Genomic DNA, 20,595 nt, shown 5'->3' with positions numbered 1-20,595 from the left:
CATATTTTAGCTCCAATCAGAAGATGAAAACAGCAGTATTAGTATTTTCAGATCCCAAATCAGGCTCGGAAGAGTCGTTAGGCCGCGTATTCAATGCATTGGCAACCGTTTATGAATTCAAGAATGCTGGTCAGGAAGTGTTGCTGTTTTTCCAGGGAGCGGGAACCAGGTGGCCGGAACAATTGCTGAAAACCGATCACCCGGCGCATCAGCTTTTCAAAGCTATCGAAGATAAAGTGGAAGGCGTTTCATGTGGCTGCGCTGACGTGTTTGGAGCAAATCCTTCGGGTTTTGACCTCATTAAAGACAACCAGGTTCCCGGCACAACAGGTTTGCCCAGTCTGATCCGGATGCAGCAGGAAGGATATTCCATCATCACTTTTTGACAAAACCAAATCCGACCGGAGAATGCCATGTACCACACAGGAGAAGAGCAAGCGCAACTGATCACCGGCGAGAAGGCCGTCGGTGATCGCAATGGAAGGATTGTTACCAACAAGATTATCCCCGGTGCAATCCATTTTATCCAGAACCAACCCTTTTTCATAGCAAGCAGCATGAACGAGAATGGTGAGATCTGGGCATCTGTCATTGCCGGCACAGAGGGATATGTAATTGTAATGGACGAAAGTACGATCCAAATAGATAGTAACCTGGTCATATCCAATCCTCAGGACTCGTTTTGGGGTAATATCATAGCTCATTCCAAAATTGGCTTGTTATTTATCGAGCCCTTGTCACGAAGAAGGTTCAGAGTAAATGGCAGTGTCAGTATGGAGGAGAACTTGGTAACCATTGCCATCGAACAGGCTTATCCGAATTGCCCGAAATACATTCAGAAACGGTTTTTGTCCAGAAATGAAACTTCACCTTATTCCGGTGAAATCGAATCAGGATCGGTATTGACGTCCTACATCAAAGGTATCGTCGCCAATGCGGATACTTTTTATGTCGGGAGTGCGAGCGATGGCGGGGATCTCGATGCCTCTCACCGGGGCGGTTCTCCCGGCTTTATTTCGATCGGGGTGGACGGGTCGTTTTTGATCCCGGATTACCAGGGAAACAGCATGTACAATACGCTGGGCAATTTTCTCGTCAATTCCCAGGCTGCATTGGTGTTCATCGATTTTGAACAAATGAAAACCATTCAGTTAACGGGAACTACGGAAGTAATGTGGGACCTTGATATCGCTGATCCGGACGGTGCAGGCACGCGCAGGTTCTGGAAGTTCTACACCACTAGCTGGGTTTTACTTGATAATCTGAAAGGTTATGAATGGGATTTTATTGACCCCTCTCCATTCAATCCTGCCCGGTAGTAAACATTAGAAAAAGGGGAAATTGTCGCTGTCACTCGATCATTTTTTATTCACTTTTACATTGTCCAGCGTGAAATCCCTAACGACGGACTTGTAATAAGTGGCATTTTTGGCCATAATATTCAAGTTTTCAAACTTAAACTTCAACAGTTTATCGTATTCGCCCGGACTGTCATCAAAGAAACACTTCGCATTTCAGTTGATGTTTTTGAGGCTGATATTGTCACAATAGGATAGCGGAGCAGGCTGGATAGTAGCCAGCATATGAAGCCTTACCCGAAATAACAGGTCATATGTCTAAAAAGTCTCAGTTCATTTGGAGATATCATCTTTGCTTAGGCCTTTTCCCCCTTTCCTTCGGGCTTATGGCGGGCAAGATTTATCCCGGCTTCTAGAAATAGGTCGCGTCGAAAAGGGGTAGACAGATGATCCGGAAGAGCAAACCTTGAAAAGAAAGTCTTCACTATTATATTGATCCGGTTGTCGTCTACTTCCGGCAGCATCATATTTAGGAAATCCTTTAATTCCCTGGGGTTACTATTGGGTTGCACATCATACAGCATAGCACGTGTTATCGGGTAAAATCAAAGATAACACCTCCTGGAGCTACTACATCAATGATTTGAGTTAAATGTTCTTGCGTAATGGTATAGGCCGATTTGATAGTTAAGGTGTTGCCGGGACAAGTCATGGCTGCGAGAGCAATAATTTGAGAAGTAGAGATTGAACTGGTTTCAATAATGGCACTTTGATTGTTTTTCAGCACGTGTTCGACCTTTACGGGAATCGTTTGTATTGACATAATGATTTAAAATGGCTCTTTAACATTTACTCAACATTAAAATTAGCAATAACATACATATACGATGCCACTTCCACCCCCTCCTTCATAGCCGGTCTGAACTTCATCTTGTCCACAACTGCCATGAATTCTTGCCCATTGGTCATATATGCCGATTTGAAATCGACTTTTCGGACACGACCTGTTTTGTCAACTGATAACCAAAGACAGGTCGAGCCTTCGAGGTGGTGATTATCAGGTTCAGCAAATGCTTTGGGCATTTTGATATTAAGGGCTATTTCTTGCTCATTAAGGCAGACAGGATAAGTATCCGCTGTTGGCAAATCCTGATCTAACAGCCACTGATCGTTCATTAAATACTGAAAGGTGACCTTTCCAACCGGATTTTCGGATTTTGGAAACACTTGGCTTGATGCACTTTCACCGTTTCGATAGATTGTTTCACGCTGCACATTGCCATTGTTATAATAACTTCTGGTAATACCGTCCTCTTTGCCATCTTTCATCTCCTGATACAAAGTAAGCTGACCATTTCGGTATGAATGCTGCTTTCCGTCTCGTTTATAATTCTTGTATTCCTGTTCTTCTCTACCAATTACGCCCTCAGAGTAGGAATATTCATTTATGTAGAGCCCCGTTCCAGCTATCAGCAGATGCTCACTATGCTCATTCCAAAAGTCATGGATCAAGAAAGTCCCGTCCTTAAATTCTGCTTTCAATTTCTGACTTCCGTCTTGGTAATATTCGAGCCAGTCTTTATCTCTTTTGAAAGCTGATATATAGGTTCCCGATTTCGATAGTTGGCCATTGTCATACCATTCCTTATACACTCCAATTCTCTCGTTGTCGGGGATAGACTTGTATTCAAGGCTTTTCGGCGACCCGTTTTCGAAATAGGTCCAGCATTCAAATTGGTTAGAGCTATCATTGCGTTTGGTTGCATACTGAATGTTGCCATTTTCAAAATACCCTGCCTTCTCGCCCGTTTGCACCCCACCGTCAAAATGAATGGTTTCCTGCAACATTCCACTTTCAAAATAACTATTGAAAGCACCATCCGCCAATCCGTTGTTGATGTTAAAAACTTCCTTTACCTGTTTGTCAGTATAATATGTTTTGTATTCGCCGGAAAAATGAATATCGAACACATCGCCATTTTCATCGACACAAATCTCAGCTGGGTTTGCTTTGATATATTTTTCAATATGCGCCATGGTTTTCCCATGAAGCTGATAATAATGATTATCTAATTCTGAGAGCGCTTCCAGCCGCTCAGATAGGTCACTACCAAACAAATCCTTTTTCCTGGCCTTTGCAATCACCTTTTCATTTTCTTTATAAATCGCATCGGCCCTTCTTATAAGATCGGCCATCTTGAAATCACCTATGTGTTCAAGCCCTTTCAAAACAGTTTGCACATATTTCCCATAACCATTGTAATAAAACTGTACAAAACCGCCATTCGTAACTTGTCCGTCTACATACCACCAATAATTAAGCGCCTTTTGGCCATAAGACAACGACTTTGCTTTTTCCTCCTCTTTACCATTTATAAAAGCCGTGATTGGTTCAAGTATCAGCCATCCAAAGTCAAAGTCCGAGAGCTTGAAATAGTCAGCTCTATTAATTCTCGGCCTGAAATGATTAGCCGGATCAAATTCCCAATATTTGTCTTCATTGGAACCGCTCTTTTTCAAAAAATCAAATAAGCCCATATTTTCAAGTCAGATTCCCAATTACTATTTAGCAAGAAAATCAAGGTAACCTGTTATCTACTTTTTCAGGCCTTATTTTTTTTCCAAAGCATTTATCATCATTCTTATATTCCCAATCACCATCGCCGGATCGTCCCGATGCACAAAATGTCCGTTGTTGCTTAATAAATCAGTGCTCGATACCTTACTAGAAGAGTGAATAGAGCGCCGCCACCTTGAGGCAGCAAAGCTGTGGGCTATCTGTCGAAAGCAAAGGTGAATACATTTTCTTACTAAGATTTTATTTAAACAATTATTTCTTTGAAAAATATCATTCACTGTTAAGTAAGACAGTTTCGTCTGCCATAATTCTTAGTGGCCTTCAAAATATTTTATAAAATTTATTTATTTTATGCAAGATGAGATCCATCCACTACCTCCTTTTCCGTACCCGGCATGGCTGTTTATGGAGGAAGCAAAACCACCCCAAGATACGTGGTTGAAATCCTTTCCAAAGAGAGCTGTCTTGTCCATTTACTAAAAGAACCGCAAATAGGTGTGTATAGTTGTTATTTTCTAACAAGCTTCCTGAATTCGTTTACTAAGCCATTGTCAAACTGAACCAAATTTAACCCAGGAACGAATTTCTCTAATGTAATTTTATTCATCCCCTTTTGCAGATTTTGAGTCTGAGAATATATTACCGTTCCACTTTTGTCGGCAACTTTTAGCGTCCATTCTCCATTTTCTACTGCATATATATCCACCAACACTTTTCCGGTGGAAGGATTGGGATAGAAGCTACCAACTACTGATTTCTCTTCTGTATTTTTAATGGATAGAATTTTTGAGAATGCAAACGTTCCGTCCTTATCTACCATTTTGAGTCGGTAGTAATTGGCTTGCCCGGCACTCGCATCCAAAAAGGCATATGTATTAAGGGCACTTTCTCCAAAATTTGACTGAGATCCGTTTACGACTCCAACGCTGGTAAATGATCGGGTATCCGCTGACCGTTGCACTTCAAAATGTGCAAAATCCGTTTCAACGTCGGTTATCCAGTTGAGTATGTTTTGACCTTCAGCTGCTGCTTTACCCGAAAAAGATAGCAATCTAACCGGAAGTGGGCTGGCAGTATAGGTAAAGGGCACAAGAAAGGTGCAGCCACCACTTTGGGTGATTTTAGCAACCAATATGTTCAGGCCGCTGGATACCAAACCATTCGGATTAAATGAATTTGTCTCAGGAAAATAAATACCGGCGGAAGTGTTGCCAGCATTATCGATAAATATACCGTCAATGGTACCATCATAATCACCCTCAACTCCAAAGGTAAAGATTGGGGTAGGTGTATTATTTACGATTATTGCCTGATTACCTAAATTGAGGATGGCAGCCTCTCCAGGGCCTGTATTTAGGCCACCATATTTTAAAATACCTATATTGGTAAAGTTGTGTGTATTGCTCAATAAGTTTCCAACCTGAATGAGCCCAGCATTTAAGGTATTTCCAGTAGTCCAGTTATACAGGCCGCCATTGGTGATTATACTTGCACAAGCATTATTGTTCAAAATTTGATGTGTTATTAATCCAGGGAGGTTTGAATTGTTCATTTGTATCAGGATTTTGGCATTATTAGTTATCGTTGCACCTGACACTGTATTGAATATTCCCCCAGCTGTCGCATTATAAATCTTGATATCTCCCCCGGTATTATTCGTGAAAATAGCGCCAAAATTATATAAGCCATAACCCGCTGTACTCGTATTCTCGCCGATGGTGATTTTAGCGACATTGGTGAAATTACCGGGTGAATAATTGGTCAGTCCCTGGGATGCATTATCAATTTTAATATCTCCCCCTCTGTTGTTGTTAACAGTTGAAATATTAATTAGACCATTATTTCCGACATTATGGGTCGCACCAATCGTGATTGTTGCTGAATTGTTAAGAGTGCCTGCGAATTGAAACCAACCACTTTCGGAGGAATTGTCAATTTTGATATCGCCGCCAACGTTATTATTGAAGATGTCATCATTCCTGATGCCATTGGTACCAACCGCGTTGGTGGACCCAATTGTGATTTTGCCACTATTTGTGAAAGCGCCTTCTATATTGTACAAACCAATATTTGTGGTATTATTAATAGAAATATCCCCAGTAGGGTTATTTATAAAGGTGCCTCCATTGAAATTTCTTATACCATTTTCCCCAACACTTAAATTAGCCCCGATTATTAGAAATGAACTATTGCTGAAACTGCCTCCTGTGGAATTAAACAAGCCAGATGTGGTGGCATCGTTAATGGAGATCTCTCCACCTGTTGTATTTGAAATGATTGCCTTGTTATGAATGCCATAGTTGCCTACCGTGCTTCCAGCGCCAATTGTACTATTGGATCCGATTGTTAACTTGGCCTTATTGGTAAATTTCCCGTCCGTATTGTTGTAAAAACCACCCGAAGTCGCATTGTCAATTTTGATTTCGCCATTGTTGTTGCTAAATAAGGCCACATTCACGATTCCGTACTGTCCCACAATTGCTGTGTTTCCTATCGTAAGAACACCATCATTATTCACCTTGCCTGCATTGTAAAAAGCCGTCGTATTACCCGATATTGCTTTTGATCCATTTACAGTAAGGCTTATCGCGGCTAGTATTGTAAGTGATGCTCCGGGCTGTACTTCTATCGTTTTAGCAACGGCATTGCCATTAATAGTAGGGTCGTTGGGCATACCAGATGGGATGATCACATCCTCCGTAGCAAGTGGTACCACGGCCGGTGTCCAATTCGAGGCAACAGACCACTTAATGTCAAAACTTCCGTTCCAAGTTTTTTGTGCAAGTAGTGTCGTAGTACTACAGCAGTAAATCGCAATAGGTAGAATCAAGTGCTTCATTTTAAACGAGAATTGTATTCCTGTTTCCATTTTCATTAGGTTTAGTTGAGTTCGTTTATACAGTGGTGTAGTGGTTTGACATTGCGGTCTGGTTTTAGTGAATTGGCGGCAGGGAAAATTCATTCAACTTATTATAGATAGATACTCCTACTTGGCCTGACCAGATTGAGAATCCAGGCTGCCCTCGTATGAATCCGTATCTACCTCATTGGTAGCCGTTGCCTTGTATCACTTTTAATGTTTACAAAGCTCCCGAAGACGGTGGAAGTATTTTTACCCGTTTTGGGGAAATTTAGTCATTCGCCGATGTTTGTAACCCCTCACATAAGCCGTCTCACGGGCAAGCCAACAAGGTTGGAAGCAGTCTGGATTTATATATCTTTTGTACCTTTATAGGTAAGTTCATCGCCGTCATCAAATCTAAAAATCAGATTGATGTTCTGACCGGAAAATTGTACCTCATCGTTCAGATAAGTGCCCGTAATCTGGCCGTTATTTTTTGAAACGGTTATTGGTTCTAACACATCAGTATCGCCTTTTTTGCTGGTGGCATCTTCTACTGTACTTATAAAAACAATCTTCACCTCATTATCGGTAATTTTGGTAACCACAGCTCTTACGGAAAGTGTGACATTTCTATTTACAAATGGTAGTGGCAGTATGGTGCCGTTTTTAGCCGTTACGGAATTCATGGTGTATTTACCAGATACCTGATCAGCCAATAGTGGTTCAGGTTCTTTTTGTGGTTCAGGGTCTTTTTTTGCACAAGAAATAAGCAGTAAGCAAAAAAAGCTTAGATAGAGGAAATTAATGTTTTTCATACATTTGAATTAATAAGTGATTTATGGAAAAATTAATTTTGATAATGAATGACTTAGCAATTAGGGTAACTGTGTTTTTGGCGTTCTTTTAATATTTACAAAGCTCCTGAAGAAGGTGGAAGTATTTTTCACCCGTTCGGGTGAAATTTTGTCCGGTTTGTAATTATTAACTTAGCGGCATGAAACCAGAGTATCTGAAGATCGTCGCGTTATCACTTTGGCTGTTTGCTGTGCCGTGGGCTGTATGTCAGGCGCAGGACGCAAAAAGAAATAGCTATCAGGACAGCCTTCAGGCTATGATAGATGCGCCATCGACTGATCCGGAAATAAAAGAAGCTCTATTTTTGCTGGGAGAACACCTTGTTCAACGTGATCCAGACTACGCCGACAGCATTGGAACCAGACTGAAAAGTGATTTCATTGACATTCGTGATTCAGCAGAAGTGCGAAGGGTCGATTATATGCTAGCTGCTGCCAACAGGTGGCAGGGAGACTACGCCACCGCCATCTCAATTTATAAGAAGATTTACGAGTATTCAAAAAGTAGAAAGGACTCCGTTGACATTGCTCAGAGCGGACAATTCATTGGCACTCTTTCCATGTTCATTGGTCAGAATGTTTCAGCACAACAGCATTTGATAGAAGCGGCATCGATATATGCGAGGATAGGTACACCCGCGCAGAAAGCGTCTGTACAAAGTAGTCTTGCCAGTTTTTATATGAGTCTGGATCAAAAGAAAAAAGCTGAGGAACGTTATTTGGCTGCGCTTCAGCAATTCACAACAATGAAGGACAGTGCTGGAATGGCCAGTGTGAACGCTAATCTTGGCATGCTATATACAGATTTGGGTGATTTTAAAAAAGCAGAAGATCACCTGTTTCGGCAAAAAGCGCTGAACGCAATTTTTCCAACACTTCGGGAAATGGGATTTCACTACGATTTTTTGGGGAAACTCAGGCAAAAACAAGGTAGGCTCGGGGAAGCCTACCAGAGTTTAATTCAAGCATTACGAATAAGAGAAAAGCTGAGTAGTACCTATAACTTATGCGAGTCGAAGCTTAACATCGGTGAGATTCTGATACTTTTGAAGCGATATCCTGAAGCTATTGTTCACCTAAATCAAGTATTTGATTATCAGGAGCATAAATCACTTAACCAGCAGCAACAAGCCTATCAGCTATTGTCTGAGGCGTACGAGAAAACGAATAACAGCGAGGCAGCCCTTGCGAGTTTTAAAGCTTTCAAGCAGATATCGGATTCCATTTATTCGGAAAAATCAATCAGAATAATTGCCGAAAAGGACGCTGAATATAATATGAACCGGCAGCGCGATGAAATAAAGCTTTTGAACAAAGAGAAGGAGGTCTCACAGTCACAGTTGTTTCGTTCAAGAATAATCATATATATAACCATATTTGGACTGGTGCTCATAATGGTCGCGGCAATCTTGGTTCTCTTACTGTACAAAAAGATTAAATACAAGAACGAGCTTATCTCCAGAACCCTACGCGATAAGGAACTCCTAATGCATGAAATACACCATCGGGTAAAAAATAATCTCCAGTTGATTTCCAGTCTCCTTAACCTGCAGTCAAAATACGTTTACGATGAAATTGCATTCGAAGCACTTCAGAAAGGGCGTCATCGTGTTAAATCCATGGCTATCTTACATCAACAGCTTTATACAGGAAAGGAAATAACCGACGTAAATATGGAGGATTATCTCAGAGAATTGGCTAACAATATAGTGGGACAGTATGCCAAGGCTGAAAAAAGCCCCACCCTTGATATAAGCGTACATGAGGTTTTAATGAATGTGGATCAAGCAATTTCTGTCGGATTGATAGTAAACGAATTACTTACAAACGCGCTAAAGCATGCTTTCCCAACAGAGAGGTCGGAGTCGGGATTGATCGAGGTCATTATGAGTAATGCAGAGAAAGGCGGTTGGATGTTAACGGTCAGGGATAATGGAATAGGCGGGCGGTCTGAAATACCGGCGGGGGAACAGAAAGGAAATGACGCTTTCGGCAGGAGATTGGTGAGTTTATTGGCTCAGAAGTTAGGAGCAATGGTACAGACAAAGGATGACAACGGAACCGAAATCACAATCCGGATACCTCAATTGGCTGCTAATGAAGCATCTCAGTGAGCTTTGATATTGTTTCTGAGCGCGTATGGGTTTCTAGTTTTTCATAAATATTCTTCAGGTGCGTCTTGACTGTATTCACTGAAACAAAATTCCGGTTTGCCAGTTGCTGATTGGTCACTCCTTCGTATAAGCCTGTCAGGATCTCAAATTCGCGGTCCGTGAGGGGAGTAAAAAGAATGGAGTTGATTTGATCTTTGTTAAGGCTTGCCGGAAGTAAAAACCTGGAAAAATTGTAAAGCGCTACCTCTATGCTGGAATACAACTCCGCTTCGTTAAAGGGTTTGATAATGTAACCCATAGGCGAGGTGATTTTTGCCTGGTTCACAAATTCTTTACCGGAGTAAGAAGTTAGGTAAAGGAACGGAATTTTACGTGTGTTGTTGATGTGTGTAGCGATATCAAATCCTTCATAAGAGCCGTTTAGATTAATATCCAGTAGTGCCAGATCCGGAGCGTAGAGATCAATCAGTCGAATCGCCTCCATCTTTGAGTACGCAATGCCGAGCACGGTGTAATCCACATTCGTGAGCATCTCCTTGATATCCTCGGCAATGATTGGGTCATCTTCTACAATGAGTACGCGTATTTCGGACATTTTCTCTTTTTCTATAAATAACTGAGCCTATTATCCAGCGATTTTAAAGTTAAAATATTCTGATGGGTTTTTATACTCAGATGTGAATGGATAGCAGAATTATTAAAATTATCTACGTAGCCAGTCCTTAGAGCGTGTTTCTATGTTAAAAATGCAAGCGGAAGTGTGTTTTTTACTGTAAATTGTTCATAGTTAGGCAAAACGGAAGCGTGCTCTGCTGAGGGATAGCCCGTTCAACGGAAATAAATTTTAGGGTTTGCAATTAGACGTTTTCATTACAAATAGACGGAAAGTAGGGTTTGCCAGGTTTTTTGAATGATAGGCAGGAAACTCTCCAAACCAAACTGGTTTGATTAAAAACACAAACTTAGATAAATCCTATGCCCTCCACAAGTTTTTGATTTGATCCAAAAAAACTACTTTTTTTACATCCCCCAACTTTTCGGACTGATCGACAAACACAGGATCTAGATTTGGGAATTGAAAACTTTTCGGACTGATCCACTTTCAGTATTCCTAAAATAAGCATTGTAGGCGAGTTAAGAAAAAAGCACCTAGCAAATTAATGCTAAGTGCTTCATTTTCAAGCCCACAAAGTTGGGCTCGAACCAACGACCCTCTGATTAACAGTCATATAAAATACGCCTTTTTTTGTTTTCACTCATTTTTTGATATTTGTATAATTGCTTTATTATCAGTATATTAAAAAATTAATTTCTACTTTTATTTGGTGATGTCTTTCAATGTTTTTTAATTTACTATTGCAAGTTTATTGCAACTAGAACGAAATGACCATCAATCATGAGCGCTACAACGGTAAATTTATTCCTCGACAAAAGAGCTTCAAAAGGTGATGAAGGTGTGATAAAATGGTTGGTTTCTCATGAGGGAAAACAGCGACTTTTCACCACAGGTTTGAAAATCTCAGAACAGGACTGGGACTTTCTCAAAAAGCACAAATCCGGTATGCCCGGACAAGTGAAAAATGATTACAGAAGAAAGTTATGGAACAAGCTTTTCGGAAGTACGTACGAGGAAGAGTATACCGGCAAGGAAGTAGAAAGTTATCTGGGTAGAGCCAGGACAATTGTGGGCAAACTAGAGGACGACTTCAGCTTTCAGCGATTCGCTTATGAGATAAGTATGTTTGGTCAGGAGTTGAAGCCTAGCAAGGAGACAAGGGATAAAAACAATGTCATTCAGGCTCTCACTTTGAAAGCAAACGAAATGAACAAGGAAGGCCGGATTGGAAATGCACTGAGCTACACCTCGACGTCCACCTCATTACTACGTTTTCTCGAGTCTCTCACCGAAAAGCAACGTCAGGAATTGCTGAACCTACCGCCCCTACCAATCAAGGAGGCGAAGAAAAAGGAGATTGTACTCCGCTTTGAATATCTGACCCCAGCATTTTTGACAACTTATGAGAAATGGATGCTCAAGCACGGTCGAAAACGTAGGGGACCGAAAGGAAGCTCATCCCCCGCTACCCTGACAACCGTTGGCATATATTGCCGGCACATCAGATCTGTTTGTAATGACGCCATTGACGCGGGCATTATGAATAGGGAGTTATACCCTTTTGGCAAGAGAAGGTATATGATACCGGCTGGCAGCAATACCAAAAAAGCACTCAGCAAAGATGACGTACTAAAAATCATAACGCATAAATGCAATCCAGGATTTGAACAGCGAAGCCGTGATCTATGGGTTTTTTCCTATTTATGTAATGGGATGAACATGAATGACATTTGTCGTATTCGCTGGCAGGACATTGAGGGCGACCGATTAACCTTTATCCGCCAAAAGACTGCTCGCTCAACCAGGGGTAACCAAAACACGATCAAAGTCACCTTATTCAAAGAAACTTTTGATATTATTGAACGCTGGGCGGTAAAGAGCAAAAACCCTAAGGATTATGTCTTCCCATTTTTGGAGCACGATATGACACCAGAAAGACAAAAGACTGTGATCAATCAGGTGGTAAAAATCACAAATCAATACATGAAGGACATTGCGGCGGCAAATGAAATCACCGGAGACGTTAATACGTACAGCGCCAGGCACTCTTTCGCAACAATCCTTCTGCAGTCAGAAGCGCCACTCGCTTTCATTAGCCAGTCACTTGGTCACACCTCGATTTCGACCACAGAAAGCTATTTAGGCAGTTTTGACGATGAAAAAACTAAGAAATATCTCAGCGCGTTGTTATAGTTTTTGACCCTAAACATCGTATAGATAGTAAGTACTGAAATTTCAAAGCATGGAGCACTTCAAGGAATATTTCACATTCTTACAAAAATTTGACCTTCGACTATCTGAAATCAGGGACAAGCGCGAACCTGCCGAACTCGGCCCAGTCTTCAAATCAGGATATGATATCACCCATCAGACCCCACATTTCTCATTGCAGTTTGCAAAGCATCTGCAGATCTTAAAGGACTTGGCTGTCATCGACATTATTGGCGCAGATCCTGGGAGACGAAAAGCATATTTGGATCAGGCAAAGAAGCTTTTATCCCTATTCAACAGGTTTTGGGAAAATTACTTCCGTCATTACCCTGCGAATGGAGAAAACTTGCAAGACAACTTTCTGCTTGTTATCGAATTTGCAGAAATCTTCTATAATGATTTCCTGGAACCTGATAAGACAGATGCAATCGTCACACCGGAATTTATTGAAGACCTTTGCGATTCAATTAGGGAAAGAGAAGAAAGCCTGGCCGCCTTTATCGCAGAAATCACTGCGCTTGTAAAAACGGAAGGTCAAGATTCGGAGGTGGAAAAGATCAGTGATGGTGAACCGACGCCAATACGAATCCGCCGCTATCCTGTATTTGTCGAAGGTATGGCCGATCAGTTTTTCAAGATCTTCAAGGAGTATTTCGAAGAGAAAGACCAGCAACCGTTGTTCTCGCTGCTAACTAACAACGTTTCTCCGAAGGGAAAACTGCTTTTCAACAGCAATGGCAACCAGCTTGCGGATGCATTCAAGCAGTTGATCGAGGCTAATTTGATCGTTTCTTGTAACAAGGCTGAGCTGGAGAGCTGGATCACAGCGCATTTCCAATATGTTTCAAATGCACAGGCGAAATCCTTCACTGCTGGTTACCTTAATGGAATTATCTCGTCAGACGTTAAAATTTGCAAGTCTCCAATTTTGGCTGTGAACAAAAATGTATCCAAAGAGCTGGCTTTGGCCGCGATTGGCAGAAACAAGAAGGGAAGTGACAGTTTAATTTAAAGTATTGCGAAAAGTCATACTGTGATCCTGGTGTAAGTGTCCCATAATCGCAGACGTTTTAGAATTAGAGAATATCACTTAATCAACAGGCCTAAGCTGTCTCCAAGTCAGCCGATTTTACATAGCAATATTGGGATTGTGAACTCTCAACCTACTCGCCTTGGAAATTATCATTTTTCTCAATTCATCCCATCTACCCCTATCTTGAAAATTGTCGTTATTAGAACTTAGTGCTATTACAAATGGATAGATTGTTCGCAACAACTCAATGGCATCCTTGTCTGGTGCCTTCTCATCGTCCTGTACTAATTGGATGGATTTATCCCAATCTTTTAAAGAAAGTGCGTCTAATAATTTAGATTGCAAGTCTTCATGTGTAACAAATCTAATTAGCTTTTGAACTGCTAGTTGGAGATCTTCTAGTGAACTCGCTTGCACCTCTCCCTTGAAATAATAGCCAACTGACCTGCAAACTAAAGCACAGATCTTATCAATCGGAATGATGTCAGACGATTCAATAATAGTTGTCATATCTTGAATGACCTTGTCAAACATTCCAAGTAAAAAGTGTGATTCGCCGCAACCAAACAGGGCTACAAAACGACGATCTGATGAAGTATTGGAAAGGGTAAGCACATGTTCTCGGTCCTTAATAGCTGCGAAGTAATCTTCTCTTCCTTGATAGATATACGCTCTATTATTGAGAGCACAAGCTCTGGTTTCATCATCGGAAAAATTTGATTCAATGACTTCGGTATATATATCGATAGCCTCATTGTTGTCAAGTAAAGTCCCTAAGTTAAGAAGAGCCATAAATCTGATCGACGAATTTTCTTCTACTCTTGATACCACTGCTCTAAGTCTCCTTTCGGCCTCACTAGCTCTATGTTCGCCATCCATACCTGAAATGGCTAAAATGATGGATGGTACTTTTGGAAACATTAGAGAACAAGCGTAATTATATTCTGATAGTGCGACCCACTTATTGAGCTCAGATTCTTGGATATTTGAGTCACCAATCACTGTGATTCCATCAATTTCAGCTTGTAAGAATTTGTCAAATAATACGTTTTGAAAACAGGCGAATTGTGCGACAAGCTTGGCTTTTGTAACTCTGTTTTCAGTTGTGTCCAAAGAAGGATTGACTAGCATTTTAAAACTAGGGTGATCATGAAAATCGAAATAGCACCTAACGATAAATGCTATCACATCATCAGGTTGTATTTTATAGGCCAGCTCTAAGAGCTGCCTAAAAGGAGCACCGCGGAAGTCTTTTAGGCTAAGGCAATCTAAGACATGTAATTCACCAAGTAAATCCGGTGTTATTCCTGGTATTGCGGTACTTTCATTATAAACCTCTAGCAAAGAAAAATAGTTGTCAAAGTCTATTTCACTAAGTTGAGGTAATAAGCCAGAATTGATAGCTTTATCGAGTTTTTCAAAACCTGTCTCTTCGCCGAGAATACCACCGACAATTGTTGCTAGGAACAAAAGATTCTCATGTTTTTTCAATAAGCTTTCCTGTATTCGTTCTCTTCTCTTGCCAGCTTCTCTTTTTAATACAGTCCTTAACAGTTCGTTTGGCTCATCTACATTGGGAAATTTGGAGAATAACATAACATATAGCGGACGCCCACCAATATTAGGTCGATTCATCCATTCAAGAAATTTATCATCACTTCTTTTACTCTCGTCAGGTTGATTAATAACATTCAACTCCTTTAACATTTCCAACATATCTGCTTTAGCTAAGCTATTTAAAGCTAAGTCAGGATAGGGATATTTTGAATTCATCATCTCTGCGTTTTCACTCCAGCTGTCCTCTCTAATGAAATTGCTCCACCAACTTTGACTATCTCTTTCTAAAAGCAAAATACGGATAGCAGTACTCGTATTGTTTGCATACGATAATTCAAGGATCAAATCACTAACTTCTCGAGCTCTGCCTACCACATAGTCCACAATTACTAATGTGTTTTTCGTTGGTTTGAATCTTGACCAGTCGAAGACCGTAGTACTCCGCTGCAAAAAGCCGACATTCCAACCTTGTTTTTCGTATAAATTGCACAATTCCAGTGCTAGTCGGCTTTTTCCCGTCCCCGCACGGCCCGTTACCAGCCACCAAGAGAATTGCTTCTCTGACTCTAAGAAGTTTTCTAAAGCTTTTAATTCATTATCTCGTCCTACCAGTTTTGTGGATCTGGATGAAAATGATAACCATGAAGGATTGGCTTCTTGTCTGGGCAGATAAAGCGTGGGTATTCTAGTCGAATAGTTTGTAAATATTGTGGTAAAACTAACGATGTAGCTATGTAATTGAGTAAGCTTTTCATCATTCCCTAAATGGACTACCGATTCCATAATATCATTGAAGTCGATAATGTCTTCTAGCCAATCAAACTTTATCCCGGGACAAGACTTACTTATTGAGTACTTATTCTGCTTGGGTTTAAGAGTGAATATTTTTAAAACGTCTATGGCACTGGTCAACTTATTTTGATTAACGCAGTCAATTGTACTTGAAATTTTTGACGACCCCTTTTCAGAGGTAACTTGAACCCCAATTCGTCGACTAGTATCAATTAGATCGATACAAGGAAAGTTTCCACTTGAAATATTCGTATTGACGAGTTTAAAATCATAGAGAATATTAAGTATACCTCCGACAAAATCTTCTGCATGAATATTAAGATCTGTCAAATTTGTCGAACGACCTATGGAGATATGAGATTCTACGTATGCTAGTCCTTGACGTATTTCGTCAATCTGTTTTCCAAAATTCAAAGCTGTTTGTTGGGGATTGTCTTTCGTCATAGAAAACTTACAGGCCTGTCAAGATCAGTCATCGTAATAGTTAGCGAATATGGTAGTGTAGAGATTAGGAAAGAAATCTCTTTGCCCGGAACCGCTGCTCGTTGGTAACATGGAGCTAAAGTTATGATTTAAGTTTGGTAATACACGAATTGCATCACTTCTCTATTTTAACCTCGATCTTGCTGCGCCACTTGAGTACTTCACCCAGGGTACTGGGAATATGCTGCATCCCCGAAGCCGGCTCAGGTATATTCTTCGAGTGGTGAGCCCTTTCTTTCCAATTTGTTCGACAAGCGGGTTTTTTTGTTTGACTCGTTTTCCCTGGTAGCACTTATCGGCTACAATCATATTCCTCCCCAACACAAAAGTAACTTTCAGCAAAAAATCAATAAATATCGGTAGGTAAAAGTAAGGTAATACAGCTCCCTACTTGTAACCCCCCAAAACAAGCACCTAACATTGCGGTATCAAACAAAAAACGCAATTGTTATGGAACAATACTCATTTGACCAGCTGCCCCGCGCAGTTTCAGAACTTCACCAAAAGATTGACAGCATCCAGGATCTTCTTTTAGAATCCCGCCAGCAAATCTTGCCAACCATAGAACTAATGACGATTTCCCAGGCTGCTGAGTTTCTTAACCTTTCCGTGCAGACGCTCTATGGCAAAGTCTGCCACCGCGAGATCCCGGTCAGCAAGAAGGGTAAAAGGCTTTACTTCTACAAATCGGAATTGGAGGAATGGATTAAGTCCGGAAAGAAGAAAACAATGTCTGAACTTCGGGAGCAGCTTCCCTCATTTACAGGATCACGCAAAGGAAGACTTCGTTAGGCCAAATTCCTGCATGATGTCAGCCAACAATTATCCGTTGAACCTGCCAGGCAGCTATATACGGGTGCAGACCGGCTACTACAAAAAGTGTATGCAGCCGACTGTCAGCAAGGAATTTATGGAGATGTGGATCCCATGGTCGGCCGAGATGCTCAGGCAGGACCTTGAACCAAGCCAGATTAAAAAGATCAGAAAGTTTGACGGTTTCTGCTGCGTGCCCGATCATCTGGACTATAAAGAGATTGTCGGAAACTTTTACAACCTATACCACCGGTTGGAAGCGAACCCTGAGCCAGGAGACCCGTCTGTTACGCTCGGGTTTATACGCCACATTTTCGGCGAACAATTTGAGCTTGGTCTGGACTATCTAAGCCTTCTTTACCAAAGACCGACTCAAAAGCTTCCGGTGCTGTGCCTGGTCTCCAAAGAGCGCAAAACCGGAAAGACCACTTTTCTAAACTTTCTGAAAATGATCTTTGGAAAGAACATGACCTTTAATGGCAACAGCGATTTCCGCTCGCAGTTCAATTCCGACTGGATGAACACTTTGATCATTGCCGTCGATGAAGTGCTGCTGGACCGAAGGGAAGATTCAGAAAAGATAAAAAACCTGAGCACGGCCCGCAATTCCAAGGTAGAAGCCAAAGGCAAAGACCGGAAGGAAACCGAGTTCTTTGGCAAGTTTGTCTTATGCTCCAACAATGAAGAAAACTTCATTGTCATTGATCCGGCCGAAACCCGGTACTGGGTGCGCAAGGTGTCAGTGCTTCAATCCGAAAACATCCATCTTCTGGATTTAATGGCCAGTGAGCTTCCAGCATTTCTGCATTTCCTGCTCTCACGAAACCTGTCAGTCCCAATAGCACAAACCAGGATGTGGTTTGCTGAAAGGCAGATCCGTACCGAGGCATTGATGCGAGTCATTCGCAATAATCGTAACCGGCTTGAAACGGAAATGCTCTTTATCCTGAGGGAGATCTTTGAGAATACAGGTATCACTAAGCTCGAATTCACTAACAAGGATATGCTCGAACTGTTGAAGCGGAATATGCCCAGGCTAACGCGGCATCAGGTTTCTAGTGTGCTGCAAAACGATTGGGGCTTAAAGCCCGTAGCTAACAGTTTGAACTATCAAACCTATTTGTACAACAGCTGCAATGATCTTACAGCCGTGCATTCAACCGGCAGGTATTACAGTGTTTCTATGGACTGGATTAGCCAAAAGTTTGATGAGGGGTCATAAAATGTTACTTAACCAACTAAATATCAGCATGTAACACGCTCATCAAAGTATCTTATTTTATGATGAGGTATGATGAGCATGATGAGAAAACTCATCAATGTGAATATGCTTGATGAGGCTTTGATGAGCCCGTAACTTATATCATTATCAATTATTTATATCCATTTCTCATCGTCTCATCATAAAAACGGCTTCTACCATCCTGCTTAAAACAGGTGTTTGCTAATTCAAAAAATAAAATCGTGAATATCAGTCAATTAAACCAGCTACCCATCACTGATTTTCTTTGTAAAATTGGTATTGAGCCCAGCTACAAAAGGGGTGAAAGTCAATGGTACGTCTCGCCTATCCGCGAGCCAGAGCAGTCCCCGTCGTTTAAAGTGAACACAGCCATAAACAGATGGTACGACTACGCGCTCATGCAGGGCGGGAAGTTATTTGACCTGGCCGAAAGGCTTTATCCCAACCAGCATGCAAGTAGTCTTGTGGAAAAGTTGAACAGCCTTTTTCTCTTTGAACAGCAAAACCAAGATTTTTCCTTGGCAGCTAAACCTATATGGCCGAGCGTTACTGATAACCGGGTTAATGCTCCTGCTATTACTATCAACGAGATTAAGCCCTTGGGAAACAATCCGGCAATAACCAGCTATCTGGAAAGCCGGGGTATTCCGCTCAACATCGCCAGGTCTTACTGCAAGGAAGTATATTATCAGCTGGAAGAGAGACAATACTTCGCCGCAGGATTTGAAAACCGGTCCGGTGGGTATGAGCTGAGAAATGCTTACTTCAAAGGCGCATCCTCACCCAAGGATATTACGCACATTGGAAACGAAGGCAAGTCCATTTGCGTCGTTGAAGGGTTCATGGATTTTCTTTCACTACTCACTTTGCAAAAAAATGTTCACCCAATGCGCAGTGATTTTCTGGTGCTGAACTCTGTGAGTCTGGCAGATAGAAGCTTGGCTATTTTGGAAGGTTACCAGAATGTTTTCCTGTATCTGGATCATGACAATGCTGGTAGAAAAACGCAGGAAAAATACCAGTCGGCAGGGCTCAAAACGGTTGATGCCTCCGTGATCTACAAGCAGTACAAAGACCTAAATGATTATTTAGTAAGCCAGAAATCAGGTCAAAAAGAAGTGAAACAGCGGCAGGAATATAAGAAGTCGCAGGGACTGGGCCTGTAAGTGTCTTCAGAGAGCAAGTTTGTGTTTTCGCTTCGCAAAAACCCGTCCCGCTAACCGCGTGACTAAAACTTGCCTTTTTCTCCCGCTGGTCGCAAAAGGTTTAAACAGATAATGGAATGTGAGATGGAAAAGACAGAAACCAAAGACCGAAAGCCCTATAATCCCAAAGGCGGCAGGCCACCAAAAAAAGTAAAACGGCAAAGCCAACTCATGGTCAGGCTGACAGAAACCGAGCGCTTTTTGATCGAAGAAAAAGCCAAGGATGCCGGGATGAAACCAAGCGCCTGGTTCAGGTTGGCTGCCAAGAAAGCAAAAGTTTTGGCAAGGTTAAAACCTGATGATCTCAGGCATCTGAGGACACTGACCGGCATGGCCAACAACCTGAATCAGCTGACGCACCTTGCCCATAAGGAAGGACTGACATTCATCCGGCAATCCTGCAAAGAGCTGCTTTTGCAAATCGATGCAATCCTGAAAAAGCTCGGCCGCGATGATCGGTAAGGTAATGATTGGAAGCAGCTTCGGCGGTGTCCTGCGGTATACCATGGAAAAACAGGAAGCAAGTCTGCTGCTATCCGAAGGTATGAGAACGGATCAAGTCCACTCTATGATCGATGATTTCAATATGCAAAGAAAACTAAATCCTAACCTGACAAAGGCAGTCGGGCATATTTCGCTGAGTTGGAGCAAGGAAGATGCAGCCCTGCTAACACCTGAGATTATGAAGCAACGTGCTTTGGAGTACATGGGAAAGATGAAGATCTCCGGTACACAGTTTATCCTGGTCGAGCACCGGGATAAAAACCATCCGCATTTGCATGTGCGCCCATAAGGGCATGTAGTAAATAGAACATTAGCAAGTTCTTTGACAAGCGTTTAGACGTCAATTATCAGCCGACTTATCTGAAAGGGAAACCCGACAGGGAGTGTAGCATGTCGGAAAACTCATAAGTCAGCCAACTGTCAGGCTGCGACTGAATGGGGAGATAAAA

At 41.6% G+C, this 20,595-nt stretch carries 16 protein-coding genes; 10 read left to right on the top strand and 6 right to left on the bottom strand.

What is annotated here, in order from left to right; translation table 11 throughout:
* Positions 1-23: 23 nt before the first annotated feature.
* Positions 24-386: a DsrE family protein gene (locus ON006_RS03260; RefSeq protein WP_244825056.1), complete on the top strand. Its 363-nt coding sequence runs from the start codon at positions 24-26 to the stop codon at positions 384-386.
* Between the two features lie 27 nt (positions 387-413).
* Complete coding sequence (locus ON006_RS03255; RefSeq protein ID WP_244825058.1) at positions 414-1,319, top strand: pyridoxamine 5'-phosphate oxidase family protein; 906 nt, start codon at positions 414-416, stop codon at positions 1,317-1,319.
* Between the two features lie 571 nt (positions 1,320-1,890).
* Here the strand turns inward: ON006_RS03255 and ON006_RS03250 are convergent.
* The 4 genes from ON006_RS03250 to ON006_RS03235 all read right to left on the bottom strand — a co-directional run bounded on the left by ON006_RS03250 (position 1,891) and on the right by ON006_RS03235 (position 7,536).
* Positions 1,891-2,121: a hypothetical protein gene (locus tag ON006_RS03250; RefSeq protein ID WP_244825059.1), complete on the bottom strand. Its 231-nt coding sequence runs from the start codon at positions 2,119-2,121 to the stop codon at positions 1,891-1,893.
* Positions 2,122-2,147: 26 nt separating this feature from the next.
* Positions 2,148-3,836 (bottom strand): DMP19 family protein, encoded by a 1,689-nt coding sequence (locus tag ON006_RS03245; protein WP_244825060.1) that lies wholly within the window; start codon positions 3,834-3,836, stop codon positions 2,148-2,150.
* Positions 3,837-4,384: 548 nt separating this feature from the next.
* On the bottom strand, positions 4,385-6,745 hold the full coding sequence (locus tag ON006_RS03240; RefSeq protein ID WP_244825062.1) for a DUF8693 domain-containing protein: 2,361 nt from the start codon (positions 6,743-6,745) through the stop codon (positions 4,385-4,387).
* Positions 6,746-7,086: 341 nt separating this feature from the next.
* Entirely contained in the window at positions 7,087-7,536 is a 450-nt protein-coding gene (locus ON006_RS03235) for a hypothetical protein (protein ID WP_244825064.1), read from the bottom strand.
* 179 nt (positions 7,537-7,715) lie between these two features.
* Between ON006_RS03235 and ON006_RS03230 the strand changes: the two genes are divergently transcribed.
* A complete protein-coding gene (locus ON006_RS03230) occupies positions 7,716-9,689 on the top strand; it encodes a histidine kinase dimerization/phosphoacceptor domain -containing protein (protein ID WP_244825065.1) in 1,974 nt (657 codons plus the stop codon).
* Here ON006_RS03230 and ON006_RS03225 read toward each other — a convergent pair.
* On the bottom strand, positions 9,670-10,284 hold the full coding sequence (locus ON006_RS03225) for a response regulator transcription factor (protein ID WP_244825067.1): 615 nt from the start codon (positions 10,282-10,284) through the stop codon (positions 9,670-9,672). The two genes, ON006_RS03230 and ON006_RS03225, sit on opposite strands and share 20 nt — an antisense overlap.
* Positions 10,285-11,085: 801 nt before the next feature.
* On the opposite strand from ON006_RS03225, the gene ON006_RS03220 reads away from it, so the two are divergent.
* Entirely contained in the window at positions 11,086-12,498 is a 1,413-nt protein-coding gene (locus tag ON006_RS03220; protein WP_244825069.1) for a tyrosine-type recombinase/integrase, read from the top strand.
* 49 nt (positions 12,499-12,547) lie between these two features.
* On the top strand, positions 12,548-13,528 hold the full coding sequence (locus tag ON006_RS03215) for a hypothetical protein (RefSeq protein WP_244825070.1): 981 nt from the start codon (positions 12,548-12,550) through the stop codon (positions 13,526-13,528).
* Between the two features lie 117 nt (positions 13,529-13,645).
* Here ON006_RS03215 and ON006_RS03210 read toward each other — a convergent pair whose 3' ends face one another.
* Positions 13,646-16,342 (bottom strand): SMEK domain-containing protein, encoded by a 2,697-nt coding sequence (locus ON006_RS03210; protein WP_244825072.1) that lies wholly within the window; start codon positions 16,340-16,342, stop codon positions 13,646-13,648.
* Between the two features lie 489 nt (positions 16,343-16,831).
* Here ON006_RS03210 and ON006_RS03205 point away from each other — a divergent pair, with 489 nt between their 5' ends.
* From ON006_RS03205 to ON006_RS03185, 5 genes are all read left to right on the top strand, one after another.
* Positions 16,832-17,173, top strand: a complete 342-nt coding sequence (locus tag ON006_RS03205; protein ID WP_244825073.1) for a helix-turn-helix domain-containing protein — start codon at positions 16,832-16,834, stop codon at positions 17,171-17,173.
* 13 nt (positions 17,174-17,186) lie between these two features.
* Positions 17,187-18,416: a primase-helicase family protein gene (locus ON006_RS03200; protein WP_244825075.1), complete on the top strand. Its 1,230-nt coding sequence runs from the start codon at positions 17,187-17,189 to the stop codon at positions 18,414-18,416.
* Between the two features lie 242 nt (positions 18,417-18,658).
* Positions 18,659-19,603, top strand: a complete 945-nt coding sequence (locus ON006_RS03195) for a toprim domain-containing protein (protein ID WP_244825077.1) — start codon at positions 18,659-18,661, stop codon at positions 19,601-19,603.
* Positions 19,604-19,726: 123 nt separating this feature from the next.
* A complete protein-coding gene (locus ON006_RS03190; RefSeq protein ID WP_244825078.1) occupies positions 19,727-20,104 on the top strand; it encodes a MobC family plasmid mobilization relaxosome protein in 378 nt (125 codons plus the stop codon).
* Entirely contained in the window at positions 20,094-20,435 is a 342-nt protein-coding gene (locus tag ON006_RS03185; protein ID WP_244825079.1) for a relaxase/mobilization nuclease domain-containing protein, read from the top strand. Before ON006_RS03190 ends, ON006_RS03185 begins: the two co-directional genes overlap by 11 nt.
* Positions 20,436-20,595: the final 160 nt, after the last annotated feature.

The organism is Dyadobacter pollutisoli (genome assembly GCF_026625565.1).
GTDB classification, from domain to species: Bacteria; Bacteroidota; Bacteroidia; order Cytophagales; family Spirosomataceae; genus Dyadobacter; species Dyadobacter pollutisoli.
This window is presented reverse-complemented; position numbering and strand designations above follow the sequence as displayed.

Bases quoted from the DNA above. Each gene is read 5' to 3' on its own strand.
- ON006_RS03260 (WP_244825056.1), top strand. From the start codon at position 24: ATGAAAACAGCAGTATTAGTATTTTCAGATCCCAAATCAGGCTCGGAA.
- ON006_RS03255 (WP_244825058.1), top strand. From the start codon at position 414: ATGTACCACACAGGAGAAGAGCAAGCGCAACTGATCACCGGCGAGAAG.
- ON006_RS03250 (WP_244825059.1), bottom strand. From the start codon at position 2,121: ATGTCAATACAAACGATTCCCGTAAAGGTCGAACACGTGCTGAAAAAC.
- ON006_RS03245 (WP_244825060.1), bottom strand. From the start codon at position 3,836: ATGGGCTTATTTGATTTTTTGAAAAAGAGCGGTTCCAATGAAGACAAA.
- ON006_RS03240 (WP_244825062.1), bottom strand. From the start codon at position 6,745: ATGGAAACAGGAATACAATTCTCGTTTAAAATGAAGCACTTGATTCTA.
- ON006_RS03235 (WP_244825064.1), bottom strand. From the start codon at position 7,536: ATGAAAAACATTAATTTCCTCTATCTAAGCTTTTTTTGCTTACTGCTT.
- ON006_RS03230 (WP_244825065.1), top strand. From the start codon at position 7,716: ATGAAACCAGAGTATCTGAAGATCGTCGCGTTATCACTTTGGCTGTTT.
- ON006_RS03225 (WP_244825067.1), bottom strand. From the start codon at position 10,284: ATGTCCGAAATACGCGTACTCATTGTAGAAGATGACCCAATCATTGCC.
- ON006_RS03220 (WP_244825069.1), top strand. From the start codon at position 11,086: ATGAGCGCTACAACGGTAAATTTATTCCTCGACAAAAGAGCTTCAAAA.
- ON006_RS03215 (WP_244825070.1), top strand. From the start codon at position 12,548: ATGGAGCACTTCAAGGAATATTTCACATTCTTACAAAAATTTGACCTT.
- ON006_RS03210 (WP_244825072.1), bottom strand. From the start codon at position 16,342: ATGACGAAAGACAATCCCCAACAAACAGCTTTGAATTTTGGAAAACAG.
- ON006_RS03205 (WP_244825073.1), top strand. From the start codon at position 16,832: ATGGAACAATACTCATTTGACCAGCTGCCCCGCGCAGTTTCAGAACTT.
- ON006_RS03200 (WP_244825075.1), top strand. From the start codon at position 17,187: ATGATGTCAGCCAACAATTATCCGTTGAACCTGCCAGGCAGCTATATA.
- ON006_RS03190 (WP_244825078.1), top strand. From the start codon at position 19,727: ATGGAAAAGACAGAAACCAAAGACCGAAAGCCCTATAATCCCAAAGGC.
- ON006_RS03185 (WP_244825079.1), top strand. From the start codon at position 20,094: ATGATCGGTAAGGTAATGATTGGAAGCAGCTTCGGCGGTGTCCTGCGG.